General features: G+C 74.1%; 12 protein-coding genes and 1 pseudogene. 3 read left to right on the top strand and 10 right to left on the bottom strand.

The window, feature by feature from the left end; genetic code table 11:
* Positions 1-194: 194 nt before the first annotated feature.
* Entirely contained in the window at positions 195-1,184 is a 990-nt protein-coding gene (locus tag ACIGG8_RS33295) for a phospholipase (protein WP_396552388.1), read from the bottom strand.
* 368 nt (positions 1,185-1,552) lie between these two features.
* On the opposite strand from ACIGG8_RS33295, the gene ACIGG8_RS33290 reads away from it, so the two are divergent.
* The 3 genes from ACIGG8_RS33290 (at position 1,553) to ACIGG8_RS33280 (ending at position 5,007) form a co-directional block, all read left to right on the top strand.
* A complete protein-coding gene (locus tag ACIGG8_RS33290) occupies positions 1,553-2,731 on the top strand; it encodes an acyl-CoA desaturase (RefSeq protein ID WP_396552387.1) in 1,179 nt (392 codons plus the stop codon).
* Between the two features lie 92 nt (positions 2,732-2,823).
* Complete coding sequence (locus tag ACIGG8_RS33285) at positions 2,824-3,990, top strand: glycosyltransferase family 4 protein (RefSeq protein WP_396552390.1); 1,167 nt, start codon at positions 2,824-2,826, stop codon at positions 3,988-3,990.
* 129 nt (positions 3,991-4,119) lie between these two features.
* A complete protein-coding gene (locus ACIGG8_RS33280; protein WP_396552386.1) occupies positions 4,120-5,007 on the top strand; it encodes an alpha/beta fold hydrolase in 888 nt (295 codons plus the stop codon).
* A 104-nt stretch (positions 5,008-5,111) separates the two neighbouring features.
* Here ACIGG8_RS33280 and ACIGG8_RS33275 read toward each other — a convergent pair whose 3' ends face one another.
* The 9 genes and pseudogenes from ACIGG8_RS33275 to ACIGG8_RS33235 all read right to left on the bottom strand — a co-directional run bounded on the left by ACIGG8_RS33275 (position 5,112) and on the right by ACIGG8_RS33235 (position 13,049).
* Positions 5,112-5,885 carry an NADase-type glycan-binding domain-containing protein gene (locus tag ACIGG8_RS33275; RefSeq protein WP_396552389.1) on the bottom strand — a complete coding sequence of 258 codons (774 nt, stop codon included), beginning with the start codon at positions 5,883-5,885 and terminating at the stop codon, positions 5,112-5,114.
* A 606-nt stretch (positions 5,886-6,491) separates the two neighbouring features.
* A pseudogene (locus ACIGG8_RS33270) lies at positions 6,492-6,557 on the bottom strand (zinc-ribbon domain-containing protein); the annotation flags it as partial.
* 3 nt (positions 6,558-6,560) lie between these two features.
* Positions 6,561-7,121 carry a phage tail protein I gene (locus ACIGG8_RS33265; RefSeq protein WP_396552385.1) on the bottom strand — a complete coding sequence of 187 codons (561 nt, stop codon included), beginning with the start codon at positions 7,119-7,121 and terminating at the stop codon, positions 6,561-6,563.
* Positions 7,118-9,079, bottom strand: a complete 1,962-nt coding sequence (locus ACIGG8_RS33260; protein ID WP_396552384.1) for a putative baseplate assembly protein — start codon at positions 9,077-9,079, stop codon at positions 7,118-7,120. Before ACIGG8_RS33260 ends, ACIGG8_RS33265 begins: the two co-directional genes overlap by 4 nt.
* Positions 9,079-9,501, bottom strand: coding sequence for a GPW/gp25 family protein (locus tag ACIGG8_RS33255; protein ID WP_350524450.1), 423 nt, complete (start codon positions 9,499-9,501; stop codon positions 9,079-9,081). Before ACIGG8_RS33255 ends, ACIGG8_RS33260 begins: the two co-directional genes overlap by 1 nt.
* Positions 9,498-9,809: a PAAR domain-containing protein gene (locus tag ACIGG8_RS33250; protein ID WP_396552383.1), complete on the bottom strand. Its 312-nt coding sequence runs from the start codon at positions 9,807-9,809 to the stop codon at positions 9,498-9,500. The genes ACIGG8_RS33255 and ACIGG8_RS33250 overlap by 4 nt, the downstream gene beginning before the upstream one ends.
* A gap of 194 nt (positions 9,810-10,003) precedes the next feature.
* The gene (locus ACIGG8_RS33245; protein ID WP_396552382.1) at positions 10,004-11,782 is read right to left on the bottom strand and encodes a VgrG-related protein; all 1,779 of its coding nucleotides are present in this window, start codon (positions 11,780-11,782) and stop codon (positions 10,004-10,006) included.
* A complete protein-coding gene (locus tag ACIGG8_RS33240; RefSeq protein ID WP_396552381.1) occupies positions 11,779-12,501 on the bottom strand; it encodes a LysM peptidoglycan-binding domain-containing protein in 723 nt (240 codons plus the stop codon). The genes ACIGG8_RS33245 and ACIGG8_RS33240 overlap by 4 nt, the downstream gene beginning before the upstream one ends.
* A gap of 122 nt (positions 12,502-12,623) precedes the next feature.
* A complete protein-coding gene (locus ACIGG8_RS33235) occupies positions 12,624-13,049 on the bottom strand; it encodes a phage tail protein (RefSeq protein ID WP_350524446.1) in 426 nt (141 codons plus the stop codon).
* Positions 13,050-13,070 lie beyond the last annotated feature (21 nt).

The following is a 13,070-nucleotide window of genomic DNA, read 5'->3' as shown; positions in this document are numbered from 1 at the left end:
CCCAGCCCGAACCTGGGAAGTGGTGTTTCAGAGGATTGGCCGCCCCGGGACCGTCCGCGCCGATGCGTGTCCGGTGCTCCCTGCCGAGCGACTAGAGAACACTACTCCTACTCCGTGCCCGAGAACAAATGCCCCGGCCCGCGCCGCGCCCGGCCGCGCCCGGCCCGTACCGGGGCGCGGCCGGAGGTCGTCCCCTACTTGAAGAGGCGGTCGCCGCTGGTGGCCATGCGGTGGGTGGAGCCGTGGCGGTTCACCCAGTCTCGGACGAGGTTGACGGCGTTGGCGCACTGCCAGCTGTCGTCGTACTCGCGCACTCCGGTGAAGGCGCCGTAGCCGGCGATGATGCCGTCCACCCGGGCGTCACCCAGCAGCTTGTCGACGTACCAGGGGTCGTTGTAGGTGGTCGTCCAGGACAGCGTGGCCGCGAGCTGCCCGGAGGCGCGGTCCGCCGCTCCCTTCTTCAGTTCCGTGCAGGTGTTGTAGGTGGGCTCCGTGCAGTTGCCGAACCCCTTGGTGATGTCGCTGTCGCCGTAGTCCATCGCACGGTGGCCGGCCGGGAAGCCGGAGCCGGAACGCTCGAAGGCGCTGCGGACCGTGTCGCGGCTCCCCGTCGTCGTGATGCCCTCCAGGGGGCCGAGCTTGCCCTCCAGGCTCTTCCAGCCCCGGCCGCCGACGTCCGGGGTGTTGCCGCCGTGGTACTCGTAGAAGCCGTAGAGCACCTGGATCCCGGCGGCCGTCAGCCGCTGGGCCTTGTCCCGCAGCCCGGCGACGCTGCAGGTGCGGTTCGGCTGCTCCCCGCAGTAGTTCGGGTCCTTGATGTCCAGCCAGACCAGGGAGAGCCGGCGCCCCGCGTTGGCGTTGGAGAGGATACGGTCGATCATGCTGTCGAAGCTGGGGCCCAGACGGTTCTCCCCGGCCGAGGAGCAGTCGTGGTAGGCCCGCCATTCGTTCGGGTTCCACCAGGCGCAGACGTCGATCTCGATGCCGTTGGCGCCGTGCTTGAGGGCGGCGTCCACGCCCGCCACGGTGTCGACCCGGTGCGCGATCGCGTAGATCGCGTGCCGCTGGTCGGCTGCCGCTGCCGGGGTCGCGCCGACGGTGGCGACGCCGGCGATCCCGCACAGTGTCGCCATCAGCGCCGGTACCGTGCGCCGGAGGGCGGGACGCCTGAGGTGAGTGGTCACGAGAGATGCTCCTTCACGTCCGCAGTTCCTGAAGTGTGCATGCCAAGCACCCCAACTGTACGTCGACGTACGGTAAATGACGGCTGAACAGCACAACTGGTGGTCGATCGTCTCTCCCCGCCCCACCCAGTACCCGGCACCCCACTCCGCACCCCGGAGGCCGTTCGCGGGACTCGAACGGACGGGCGGAGCTCGGACGTGCAGCGGAGTGCCGAGGACCGCCGTCCGCCCGATCGGTCCATGTCCCGGGCGACACGGGCCGGATCGAGGTGTCGGAGGTACGGGTACGGAAGGCTGGGCCGTTCCCGGTCCGGGCCGCGCGGAAGTCGGTCGCGGTCGGCCGGGCGACCCGACACCGGGATGGTGGCATGACCGTTCAGGAGAGCCCGACCGTCGGCACGGCCCGGCGCGGCGACTTCGCCGAGCTGCGCCGACGCGTCCAGGAGGCCGGACTCCTCCGCACGCGCCCCCTCTACTACGCCGGCCGGAGCACCGCCCTGCTGGCCGCCCTCGCCCTGCTCCTGGCCTGGTTCATCGCCCTCGGCGCGACCTGGTGGCAGCTCGCCCTCGCACCCCTGCTCGCCTTCGTCCTGGGTCAGCTGGCGCTGCTCGGCCACGACGTGGCGCACCACGCGGTGTTCTCCGGGCGCCGGGCGACCGACCTGGCGGGAATCGTCCTCGGGAACCTCGTGGTCGGCATGAGCTACGGCTGGTGGGTCAGCGACCACAACCGCCACCACGCGCACCCGAACCGCGAGGGCCGCGATCCGGCCGCCGACTCCATCCTCTTCGTCCGGACCGTCGAACAGGCCCGTCGCACACGGGGGTTGCGCCGGACCGTCGCCAGGCGCCAGGCCGAGCTGTTCTTCCCGCTGCTCTCCCTCCAGGCGCTCGGCCTCGTCGTCGCGACCTGCCTGACCCTGGTCCGGGGTCAGGTCCGGTACCCGGCCCTGGAGCGGGCCCTCGCCGTCCTGCACTACGCCCTGGCGGCAGGACTCCTGCTCGTCGTCCTCACGCCGCTCCAGGCGCTCGCGTTCGCCGCGGTGTGCGGGGCCGTGCTCGGCGTGTACCTGGGGTGCATCTTCGCGCCCAACCACAAGGGCATGCCGATGACCGGCGCGGACGAGGCGCACGGCGACTACGTGCGGCGGCAGGTCCTGCCCTCCCGCAACCTCCGTGCCGGGCGGGTCGTGCACTTCGTGTTCGGTGGCCTCGGTTACCAGATCGAGCACCACCTCTTCCCGGCCATGCCGGTCGCATCGCTCGGCGCGGCCTCACACATCGTGCGGGCGTACTGTGCCGAGATCGGTGTGGAGTACTGCGAGGCCGGTCTCGCGGCGTCGTTCCGGGAGATCCTGCGGGATCTGCGGGAGGTCGGCCGCGCGGCGGGGGACGGGGCGGCAGTCGGGGCCCGAGCCGGGATCGCCCCCGAGATCGACGCCGAGGCAGAGGCCGAGGCAGAGGCAGAGGCCGATGTAGAGGCAGAGGCCGATGTAGAGGCTGAGGCCGAAGCGGAAGCCGAAGCCGCCGCCGGTGCCGCCCGGTGAGCGGGGTCCGGTCCGCGGTACCGACCGGCCCTGCCGTACCGACCGGCCGGACCGCTCGGGCCGCAGGACTCCCGGCCTCCGACGACGGCCGGCTGCGCGTCCTGATCGTCACCGAGTCCTTCGCGCCGCAGCTCAACGGCGTCGCCCACAGCGTGCTGCGGACCGCCGAGCACCTGGCGGCCCGCGGCCACGCCGTGCTGGTACTGGCCCCGGCGGCGCGACCCCGGCGAGGTCGTGCGGGAGAGGCCGGCGAGCGGCCGCACGGCTACCGGGTGGCCCACGTCCCCTCCCTGCCGCTGCCCGGCTACCCGGAGGTGCGGATCGCGCTTCCCGGGCGCCGGATGGCCGAGGCGATCGAGCGGCACCGGCCCGATGTCGTCCACCTGGCGGGGCCGTTCGTCCTCGGGGCCGTCGGCGCGGCGGCGGCCCGACGGGCCGGCACCCCGGCGGTGGCGGTGTTCCAGACCGACCTGGCCGCCTACGCCCGCACCTACCTGCCGCTGGCCGGAGACGCCGGGGCCCGCACGGCCTGGCGGATCCTGCGGCACATCCACGGCACCGCCGCGCGGACGCTGGCACCGTCCCGGGCCTCGCTCGACGCGCTGGCCGCGCAGGGCGTACCCCGGCTCCACCTGTGGCCGCGCGGGGTGGACTGCGCGCGCTTCGACCCCCGCCACCGGGACGAGCCCCTGCGCCGCAGGCTGGGCCCGCAGGGCGAGGTGCTGGTGGGGTACGTCGGGCGCCTGGCCGCGGAGAAGCAGGTCGACCGGCTGGCGGAGGTCTCCCGGCTCCCGGGCGTACGGCTGGTGGTCGTCGGCGACGGCCCCTGCCGCAGCCCGCTGGCGGCGGCACTGCCGGACGCGCTCTTCCTGGGCCGCCGCACCGGACACGAACTCGCCCGGCTCTACGCCTCGTTCGACGTGTTCGCGCACACCGGACCGTTCGAGACCTTCGGGCAGACCGTCCAGGAGGCCATGGCCAGCGGACTGCCGGTGGTCGCCCCGGCGGCCGGCAGGCCGCTGGACCTCGTCGTCCCGGGACGGACCGGCTTCCTCGTCCCGCCCGGTGCGGGCGGGGCGTTCCGCACGGCGGTGGAACGCCTGGCCCGCGACGCCGGGCTGAGGGCGGAACTCGGCCGGGCGGGCCGGGCCGCCGTCACCGACCGCAGTTGGGAGGCGGTCGGCGACCGGCTGATCGGGCACTACCGGCACGCCATCGCGGAGACCGCCGGACCCCGGCGCCAACAGGCCGTGCGCTGAACCGCCGGGCCCCGCACCGATCCGCCGACACGTACGGGCACCCGGACCACGCCGACCGTCCGACCGTCCGACCCGAGGAATCGAAGAACCGAAGAAGCGAAGCACCGAGGAACCGAGGAACCGACCACCGTGCACCCGCCCCTCGCCGCCGAGTACTCCCCCGTCACCTCTCCCGTCACCGATGCCACCGGCGGCGCCCCCGCCGCCGACACCGCCGTCTTCCTGCACGGCCTCGGCGGCTGGACCCACAACTGGGCCGCCCTGATCGGCCTCCTGCGGACCTCGGTGCACTGCCTGGCCCTCGACCTCCCGGGCTACGGAAGGTCGGTGCCCCCGCACGACGGCGTCGTCACCGTCTCCCGCCAGGCCGCCGCCGTCGCCGACCACCTGGACCGCGCCGGGCACCGCCGGGTCCACCTGGTCGGCAACTCCCTGGGCGGCCTGGCCGCCCTGCGGCTCGCCGCCCGCCGCCCGGACCTGGTGGCCACCCTGACGCTGGTGTCCCCCGTGCTCCCGGCCCTGCCGCCGATCCAGGCCCTCCGGGTGTCCCTGCTCGCCCTGCCGGGTGCCCCCCGCCTGTACGCCCGGCTGCTGTCGGCCCAGGACCAGGACCGGCAGCTCGACGACCTCTACCGCCTGATCTACGCCGACCCCGCCCGGGTCGGCCCCGAGCAGCGGGCGACAGAGGCCCGCGAACGCCTGCGCCGGGCCGGGCTCCCCCACACCGCCGGCATGCTGCCGGCGGGCGTACGCGCACTCGTCCGCGCCTTCCTGCAGCGGGGCCCGTCCTCGCTCTGGCAGCTGGCCCACCGGATCACCGCCCCCACCCTGCTCGTCTACGGCCGCGAGGACCGCCTCGTCCCCTTCCGGACCGCACCCCGCGCCTACGCGGCCTTCCGCGACGCCCGTCTGCTCACCCTTCCGGACACCGGCCACGTCGCCATGCAGGAGCGCCCGGCGCCCGTGGCCGCCGCGCTCCGCGCGCTGATCACCGAGGCGCGGCGAGCGCCTCGGTGATCAGGTCGCATGGAGCTGAGCATCCCGACGACCGGCTTCTGGTACGTCGGGAAGAGGAAGAGAAGAGCGGACACGCCGGCCGCCGAGCAGGCGGGTGGGCGGGCTCAGGTGCGCTTGAAGAACTCCACCTCCGCCAGGGCGATCGCCCGGCCGGGGCCGGTTCCGGCGGCCTCGCGGACGGTGAGCTTCACCTGGACGACGTCGCTGATCCCGGTCACCACGGTCTGCGGGCCCGGCTGGTCGTTGAGCGAGATCTGCTTCCGGTGCAGCTCCCCGTCCTTGGACGTGACCTCCAGGGACAGGACGATGGGACGGGCCTGCTGCCGGAAGCGCTCCGGGTCGGTGGAGTCGCCCGTGTGGACGATCAGGTCCACGAGCCGGAACGGGGTGCGGAAGTCGAAGCTGATCGAGTCCCCGACCGCGGGCGCTCCCCAGTAGGTGTTGGTCAGGCCGTCGTCGGCGGCGCTCGCGGGACGTCCCTCCACGGCGGCGCTCGCCGAGGTCTGGGAGGGCGTGATCGGCGCGGTGCTGCCGAGCTTGTCCAGCACGTCCTGGAAGGCCTTCTTCCCGGCCGGGTACAGCAGGATCCCCGCCACCACCACCGCGACCAGCACGAGCAGGGCGATGGTGCGCCGCAGCGCGTTGCCCGAGCCGCCCATGCGCACCCGGCGCCGGAACGGCCAACGGGTGCGCCACCACGGCAGCCTGGGCGCGGCCGCGGTGACGGTCAGCGGGGCCGCGCAGCGGCGGCAGAACTTCCGCTCGGGCAGGTTGGGCGTGCCGCAGCGGGGGCAGGGCGGGCCGTCCTGGGCGGCGTCGGCCGCCGCCGTTCTGACGACGGGGCGGGGCGCGACGGGCTTGGCGGGTTGCACGGCCACCGGGTCGGCCTGCACGGCCCCGGTCGGAGTCGCGGGCGGTCCGGGCGTCCGCGCCGGAACCGGGTCGGGCGTCGGTGCCGGGGGCGGTTCGGGCGTCCGCGCCGGAACCGGGTCGGGCGTCCGCGGAGGGGCAGCGGCCGGGGCGGAGTCCGAAACAGGGGCCGAGCCCGGGTCCGGGTCCGGCTCCGATGACGGAACCGAAGCCGGCCGTACCCGGGTGGAGCTCTCGTGCGGGGGCTCGGTGGCCGGCCGGGTCAGCGTCTCAACCGCGGGCGGAGTCGGCGTCTCGGTGTCCGCGGCGGGCGGCTGCTCCCTCCTGCCGCGCGTCACCCGTCGTGACACGTTCCGCCACGTGGACCCGGTGCGCGCGGTCTCGGGCCCGGGTGACGCAGAGGGCGCAGCGGACGCAGGAGATGCAGCGGACGCAGAAGGCGCAGCGGACGCGGCCGGGTCGGCGGGCACGGCGGACGCCGCAGCAGGCGCCGGGGGCTCGGCGGGCGCCCCCGGCGCGGCCCCTGGCCCGGCAGCAGCCGCAGCCGGCACCGCAGCCGACGCCGGGGCCGCAGCCGCCGGAGCGGCGGTACCGTGCGACCACCCCAGGTAGGCACCGCAGTTGCCGCAGAAGTCGTCCCCCTCCGCGTTCGCCGTCCCGCATTCGGGGCACACCGGCATCCGTCAGCCCTCCGCTCGCCCGGGTGGGCCGGGCAGGATCTCCACCCGGCAGGTCAGGTGGACCGGGCAGCCCGCCCTGACGACGGACAGCACCTGGTCCTCGTCCGGTGCCGGGCCGTGCAGGGGCCAGACCCGGACCAGCACGTCACCGCTCGTGGCGGGCGGCGGGGCGGCGTCGGGGGCGGTGGACCAGGTGGTGCCGCCGCCGTCCACGATCTCGGCGCCGGCGCCCAGTACCAGCCGCAGCCGCTCGGTGAGTCCGCGTCGGGTGCCGCGCCAGCGGTGCAGTTCCACGGCGCGCTCGACCACCGCCCGGCGCACCTCCATCGGCCAGGTCGGGTCGACGTCCACCGCGACCCAGGACGCCAGCCAGTCGACGAAGTCGGCCGGCGCGAGCCGGGGTTCGAAGTAGGCGGGCAGGCTGTCCAGGGTGGCGAAGACCGGGGCGAGGACGGTGTCCAGGCCGGCCGTGAACCGCTGGGCGAAGTCGTCGTCGGCGAAGAGCGCCGGAAGCAGCTCGCCGATCGGGTGCGGGCTGGGCAGGCCCGGGACGGCGGCCCTCATGACCTGCCGTCCTCGGCGGCCGGGGTGACCACGACCTGGTGCTGGTGCGAGAAGACCAGGGCGTCCGGCGGGACCTCGACGCGTTCGGCGGGCGCGCCCCGGCGGCCGGTGATCGGGTCGGCCGGGAACAGCCGCAGTTCCTCGACGCCGGCGACGGCGGCGACCCGCTGGAGGACGGCGAACACCTCGCCGTACTGGACGGCCCGGCCGAACGGCCAGCCCGCGCCGTCGGCGCCGCCGCGCAGCGGGTTGAGGTACCCGTACAGGGCGGCGAGCACCTCCTCGCGGACGCGGTCGGGGTCGGCGGCGCGGGTGGTGAGCCGGGCGACCACCGTCACGCCCTGGTAGGCCGGGGGTTGTACGACGATCCGGGTGCCGATCAGCCGTCGCTCGTCGAGGGCCGTGGCGACGGTGGCCAACACCTGCTCGTCGGGGATCAGTTGCTCGAACCGCAGCCGCTCGCCGTCGTCCGGGACGGCGTCGGGGACGACCAGCACCCGTACCGCGCCGGCCTCCCCGCCGGTGGCGGGCACGCAGCTGATCCGGGCGGCGGACGGCGCGGCCTGCCGGGCGATCAGTTCGAAGTCGCCGGCGGTGACGGCGCGTTCCTGCAGCCTCAGCTGGTGCGGGGCGCGCTGCTTGGCGTTCTCCACGGTCTCGCCGTCGACCCCGCCCCTGGCCGCCTCGCGGTTGTCGACCCGGGCGATGTACGGGACGGAGCTGCGCAGCACCGTGATGGTGCTGCGGGCGACGTTGCCCGCAGTGCCGCCGCCGGTGCGGTAGTGCGGGACGCGCAGCCGGGCGCCCTTGGGCGGCACCGCACCGAAGGCGCGCAGGCTGCCGTCGGGCTCCCTTACCGCGGGCGGGAAGAGGAACTCGCCGGTGGTCGCGTCGAGCACGACGTGCCGGTCGACGGGCGAGGACTCGCCGAAGTGCTCGACGACCGTCCAGGGCTCCCAGCCCTCGCCGGCCGCGACCTCGACCACCGGGGGTTCGCCGTCGAGCAGCACCGGCGGCCGGGAGAGCCCGAAGCGTTGGCCCGCGACGCCCTCCGAGGTGCCGAGCGGCGCGTCGGTGACGGTCTGCGCGTGGACGACGGTGGCGGTGCCGCCGACCGTGAACACCTCGGCCCGGCGGATGGTCGGGGACTCCGAGTAGAACGGCTGGCCCGGCTGCGGTTCGGTGACCCGGCAGCGCAGCCAGCCGGCGCGGCGGCCGGCGACCACCGAGGCGGTGTGCCCGGCGGGCACGAACACCACGACCTCGCCGGGCCGGTTGAGGCCGCCCGTGGTGTCGCTGCCGGTCTCGCAGGCGGTCCAGCGCGCGCCGTCCCACACCTCCCAGGCCAGCGGCGGCTGGCGCGGGTCGACGCCGACGCCCTCCACCCGGCTGTCCAGCCGGACGACCAGGATGCAGCGCGGCACCACGGCCGGCAGCGCGAAGAGCATGGCATCCCCGACCACCGGGTGCGGTTGGAAGCACCGGACGTCCGCGCCGTCGGTCAGTCGGCCCGTGCAGTCGGTCTGCTCCCCGGAGGCGCTGACGGTGAGCAGCCGGTCCAGCGAGCTGGGGACGATCGGGAGGTCGTCGGCGGTGGAGAAGACCACCGCGTCGTCGGTCTCGGTGCGCAGCGTGGAGACCTCGGTGCCCGCCCGCAGCAGGACCGTCTCGGGTTGCGGGGCGGAGAGCCAGAAGTCGATGTCGGCCCGGGCCGCGGCGGGCGGGAAGAGCCGGATGCCCAGCAGGTCGAGGAAGGCGGAGTAGTTCTTCTCCGGTACCCGGTTCAGCCGGTAGAGCAGCTGGTCGACCAGGTAGGCAAAGGTCTCGATGAGGGTGACGCCGGGGTCGGAGACGTTGTGGTCGGTCCATTCCGGCGCGCGTTGCTGGACGTACCGCTTGGCCTCGTCGACGAGTTGCTGGAAGCGGCGGTCGTCCAGGTTCGGGGAGGGCAGGGCCATCAGTTCTCGCCCCCGTTCACCGCGGCCGGGGACTCCGGGATGGTGTAGAAGGGGAAGACCAGGTTGCGGCGGTCGTTGGTGGCGCGCACGGTGTAGTGGACGTCGATGTAGAGCGTGCCCTCGTCGACGCTGTCGAAGGCGATCACCACGTCGTCGACCTCGATCCTCGGCTCCCAGCGTTCCAGTGCGATGCGCACCTCGCGCGCGATCCGTCCGGCGGTGGTGAAGTCGCCCGGCGCGAAGACGTACTCGTGGATGCCGCAGCCGAACTCCGGGCGCATCGGCCGCTCGCCGGGGGCGGTGCCGAGGATCAGCCGGACGGCCTCCGCGATCTCCCGGTCCCGGTCCACCATGCCGATGCCGCCGGTGGCGTTGACCCGCAGCGGGAAGGCCCAACCCCGGCCGATGAAGCTGCTGGTCATGCGACGCCTCCGATCAGCACGTTGAACGCGCCGCTCGTGATGGTGGCGCCGCAGGTCGTCTTGTCTCCCATGCGGGCCGCGGGGAGGCCGCCGATCAGGACCACTCCCCTGGTCGCCGTGCCCAGGCCGGGCTCGACGAGGTTGGCGGGGCCCATCTCCAGGTGCGGGACGCAGGCGTGGATGCTGCCGACCACCGCGGCGGGGCGGCCGCCGATCAGCACGGTCGCCACCCTGAGGGCGCCCGGCGGCGGGGTGGTGAGGGCGCCGCCGTGATCGGTGAGGTCGCCGGTCCGGGCTGCGGGGGGCATGTACGGTCTCCATTTCCGGTGGTGCCGGTGGGCGCGTGGCCGCCGGCTTCTCGCTGCTTGCTGCTTGCTGCTTGCTGCTTGCTGCTTGCTGCTTGCTGCTTGCTGCTTGCTGCTTGCTGCTTGCTGACTACTGACTACTGACTACTGACTACTGACTACTGACTACTGACTGTCGATCCGTAACTGATGTTCCGTCAATTGATGCGCACGAGCGCTCCCTTGACCACGGCTTCGGCGCCGCCGTCCACGGTGACCGCGGTCGTGCCCCGCAGGGTGACCGAGCCGCCGCGCACGTTCACGGTCCCGGTGCCGGCGTCGAGGGTGATGCCGGAGGAGTCGAGGCGCACCGTGCTCCCCGCCGCGCCGCCCACGCCGTGGACGGTCAGGACGATCTCCCCGTTCTGCTGGTCGAGTTTGACCTCCAGCTTCTTGTCCCCGCTCGCCAGCCGGACGCCGGAGGCGCCGCCCGGCACGTCCAGCAGCTCCAGGCGGTGGCCCGAACGGGACACCACGGAGCGGCGGTTGACCTTGCCGGAGCCCGCGTCGACCAGCGGTACGTCGTGCGGCGAGGGCCGGTCGACGCCGTTGTAGAGCCCGCCGAGCACGTACGGGCTGTCCAGGTCGCCCTGCTCGAAGCCCACCAGCACCTCGTCGTTGACCTCGGGGCTGACCACGCCACCGCCCCCGTGGCCGCCCAACTGCACGGTGCGCACCCAGTCGGAGACGTACGTGTCGTCCAGCCAGGGGAACTTCAGCTTCACCCAGCCGCGCTGCCCGCCGCCCGGCTCCCGGACGTCGGTGACCACGGCGACGGCCAGGCCCGGCATCCGAGGACCGCGCGGCGGCGCGTTGCCGCCGGTGACCAGCCCCGCCAGGGAGCGGTCGGGCGACGCGCTGACCACCACGGTGGTCCGGTAGCCGCGGAACGGTTCGAGCAGGTGGCGCACCCCGGTGGCGGTGTAGCGGCCCGAGAAGGCGGCGCCGACGTTCCCCAGGGCGACGGCGGTGCCCGCCCGCAGCCGCGGGTTGCCCTCGACGACGGCCTCCAGCTCGCCGAAGCCGGAGGCCACCGAGGCGGCCAGCGAACGCGCGACGGCGGTCGTCTCCGCCTGGGTGCGGTACGGGGTGTCGGCGACGGTCAGCCGGGCCCGGCCGGGGAACGCGGAGGCCACCTGCGCGGGGCTCATCCCCGGCAGCACCGTCCGGGAGGTCACCGACGGCTCGGTGGCGACCAGGGCGCTCTTGGTGGTGACGTTCCAGCCGCGGGCCTCGACCGTGTCCGCGCCGGCGGCGCCGGTCAGCACGCCGCGCAGCTCCAGCAGGTTGCGGCCGTACTCCAGGACCATCGGGTTCTGCGGCGCGGGTGTGGAGGGCGCCGGCGCCCCGGAGGCGGGCTCGGGCCGGACGAACTCCAGCCGGCCGTCGTCGTCCACCCGCACCTGGGCCCCGCTCTCCTGCGCCAGGAACTGCAGGAACTCCCAGTCCGGGACGTTCGCCTGGGAGAGCTGCTGGTGGACGACCGGGAAGGAGTCGATCCGGCCGCAGGGCAGGCCCGCGCCCGAGGCGACCTCCCGGACGATGTCGGCCGTCGTCATGTTGCGGAACCCCTTCACCCGGCGCCCGCGCATCAGGCGGTGGGTGACCGCCGACGCCCGCACCACGGTGTACGAGCCGGTGGTGTCCACCTCCAGCTCCAGCGCGGTCACCTCGCCGGTGAACAGCCGCACCCGGGTGTTCCCCTGCACCGTCACCACGGACACCCGCAGCTTGGTCCCGATGGTGATCCCGGTCGCGGCGAGGAAGCTGTGGTCCGCGTCCCGGAAGCTCAGGACGGCGGTGTCCGGGAGGCCGACGCTCTCCTCGATGTCGCAGGACACCAGCTGGGTCGCCCAGATCGGCGGCAGCGGGCCCGGCGCCTCGACGACCGGATCCGCGGCGAAGGAGCGGCCGCCCCGGGCCTCGGGGGTGGTCATGACTGCCCGACCCGGGTGAGCTCGTCGATCCCCGGCACGATCAGCTCCGAGCCCGGCACCAGGGCCAGCGGGTCGTCGATGTCGTTGGCCTCCGCGATGGTGCGCCACCCCGTCGCGTCCCCGTACGCGCGCCAGGCGAGCAGCGGCAGGCTGTCGCCCGCGATCACCCGGTGGGTGCTGCGGGCCTCGGGCGAGCCGGAGGTCGGGTTCTGGCCGGCCGGGTCGACGCTGGCCTCGTCGATGGTGAGCGAGCAGACCGCCCGCAGCGGACTGCCGTTGACGTCGAAGAGCGTGTAGGTGACCGAGAGGCCGGTCATCACCCCGTTGAACGAGGTCGTCTTCAGGGTGCCCCAGTCCAGCCGGATCCACGGGCTGGCCGGCGTCTTGCGGGCCAGGCTGGCCGCCGTGGGCACGCACGCCGTCATCAGCTTCTCCACCGCCCGCTCCACCGAGTTGTCGTGGGTCGCGGTCGAGTCCAGGAACACGTCGAGGGAGAGCGAGCGCGGACCGCTGCCGACGAACTCCGGCAGCGCCGACTCGCCCGCCATCCGGGACGGCGTGCGCCGCCACTCGGTGGTCTTGCGCAGCACCAGGGTCGCCGGGTTGAACTGGAGCCGCAGCTGCGCGAGCGTTCCGCCGGGCTGGGCGCCGACCGTCGACGGGGGCTCCATGATGGTCAGTTGGGCCCGGGTGACGCTCGCGGGGACCGCCGAGGACATCCTGGTGCTCCTTACGTGGGTGGGGCGGCTGGGTGGGGGGCAGCTGGGCCGGAACGGCTGTGCTGTGCGGGGCGCGGCCGAGTGCGGTCGGGTGGGACCCGCCGGATGGGGCCGCGGCGTCCTCAGGAGGGGCGCAGGCCGACGTGGGCGATCTCCAGGGTCTCCATCGCGGCCTGGGAGTTGGAGGGGTCGAAGGACGGCCCCTCCCAGCGCACCGGGACGATCCCGAGCACCTGCCAGCCGACGATCCGGCTCAGGTCGGGCCGCAGCGCGACGATCTCGCCGTCCTTCGGCTCGACCTTCCGGACGATCTCGCCCAGCCAGCGGGCGATCTTGGCGGTGTCCGCGGTGACCGCGCGGGTGAGCGTGATGTTCGACCAGGTGATGCGGCCCGGCAGCTGCCAGGCGAAGCCGTTGTTGCCGCCCTCCGCGTACTGCTCGATCTCGACCTGGGCGCCGAGCCCCGAGCAGGTGGTGAACTCCCCCAGGTCGTTGCCGCCGATGGTCAGGCTGAAGAACACACTGGTCGCGAAGATGTTGTCGGTCATGGGTTCCGCATCCTGATTCCT

The sequence above is a fragment of the Kitasatospora sp. NPDC085464 genome (genome assembly GCF_044541955.1).
In the GTDB taxonomy this organism is placed as follows: domain Bacteria; phylum Actinomycetota; class Actinomycetes; order Streptomycetales; family Streptomycetaceae; genus Kitasatospora.
This window is presented reverse-complemented; position numbering and strand designations above follow the sequence as displayed.

What these genes read in the sequence shown, in the direction of transcription:
- ACIGG8_RS33245 (WP_396552382.1), bottom strand. Translation starts at nt 11,782, where the DNA reads ATGACCACCCCCGAGGCCCGGGGCGGCCGCTCCTTCGCCGCGGATCCG.
- ACIGG8_RS33240 (WP_396552381.1), bottom strand. Translation starts at nt 12,501, where the DNA reads ATGTCCTCGGCGGTCCCCGCGAGCGTCACCCGGGCCCAACTGACCATC.
- ACIGG8_RS33255 (WP_350524450.1), bottom strand. Translation starts at nt 9,501, where the DNA reads ATGACCAGCAGCTTCATCGGCCGGGGTTGGGCCTTCCCGCTGCGGGTC.
- ACIGG8_RS33235 (WP_350524446.1), bottom strand. Translation starts at nt 13,049, where the DNA reads ATGACCGACAACATCTTCGCGACCAGTGTGTTCTTCAGCCTGACCATC.
- ACIGG8_RS33250 (WP_396552383.1), bottom strand. Translation starts at nt 9,809, where the DNA reads ATGCCCCCCGCAGCCCGGACCGGCGACCTCACCGATCACGGCGGCGCC.
- ACIGG8_RS33290 (WP_396552387.1), top strand. Translation starts at nt 1,553, where the DNA reads ATGACCGTTCAGGAGAGCCCGACCGTCGGCACGGCCCGGCGCGGCGAC.
- ACIGG8_RS33260 (WP_396552384.1), bottom strand. Translation starts at nt 9,079, where the DNA reads ATGGCCCTGCCCTCCCCGAACCTGGACGACCGCCGCTTCCAGCAACTC.
- ACIGG8_RS33265 (WP_396552385.1), bottom strand. Translation starts at nt 7,121, where the DNA reads ATGAGGGCCGCCGTCCCGGGCCTGCCCAGCCCGCACCCGATCGGCGAG.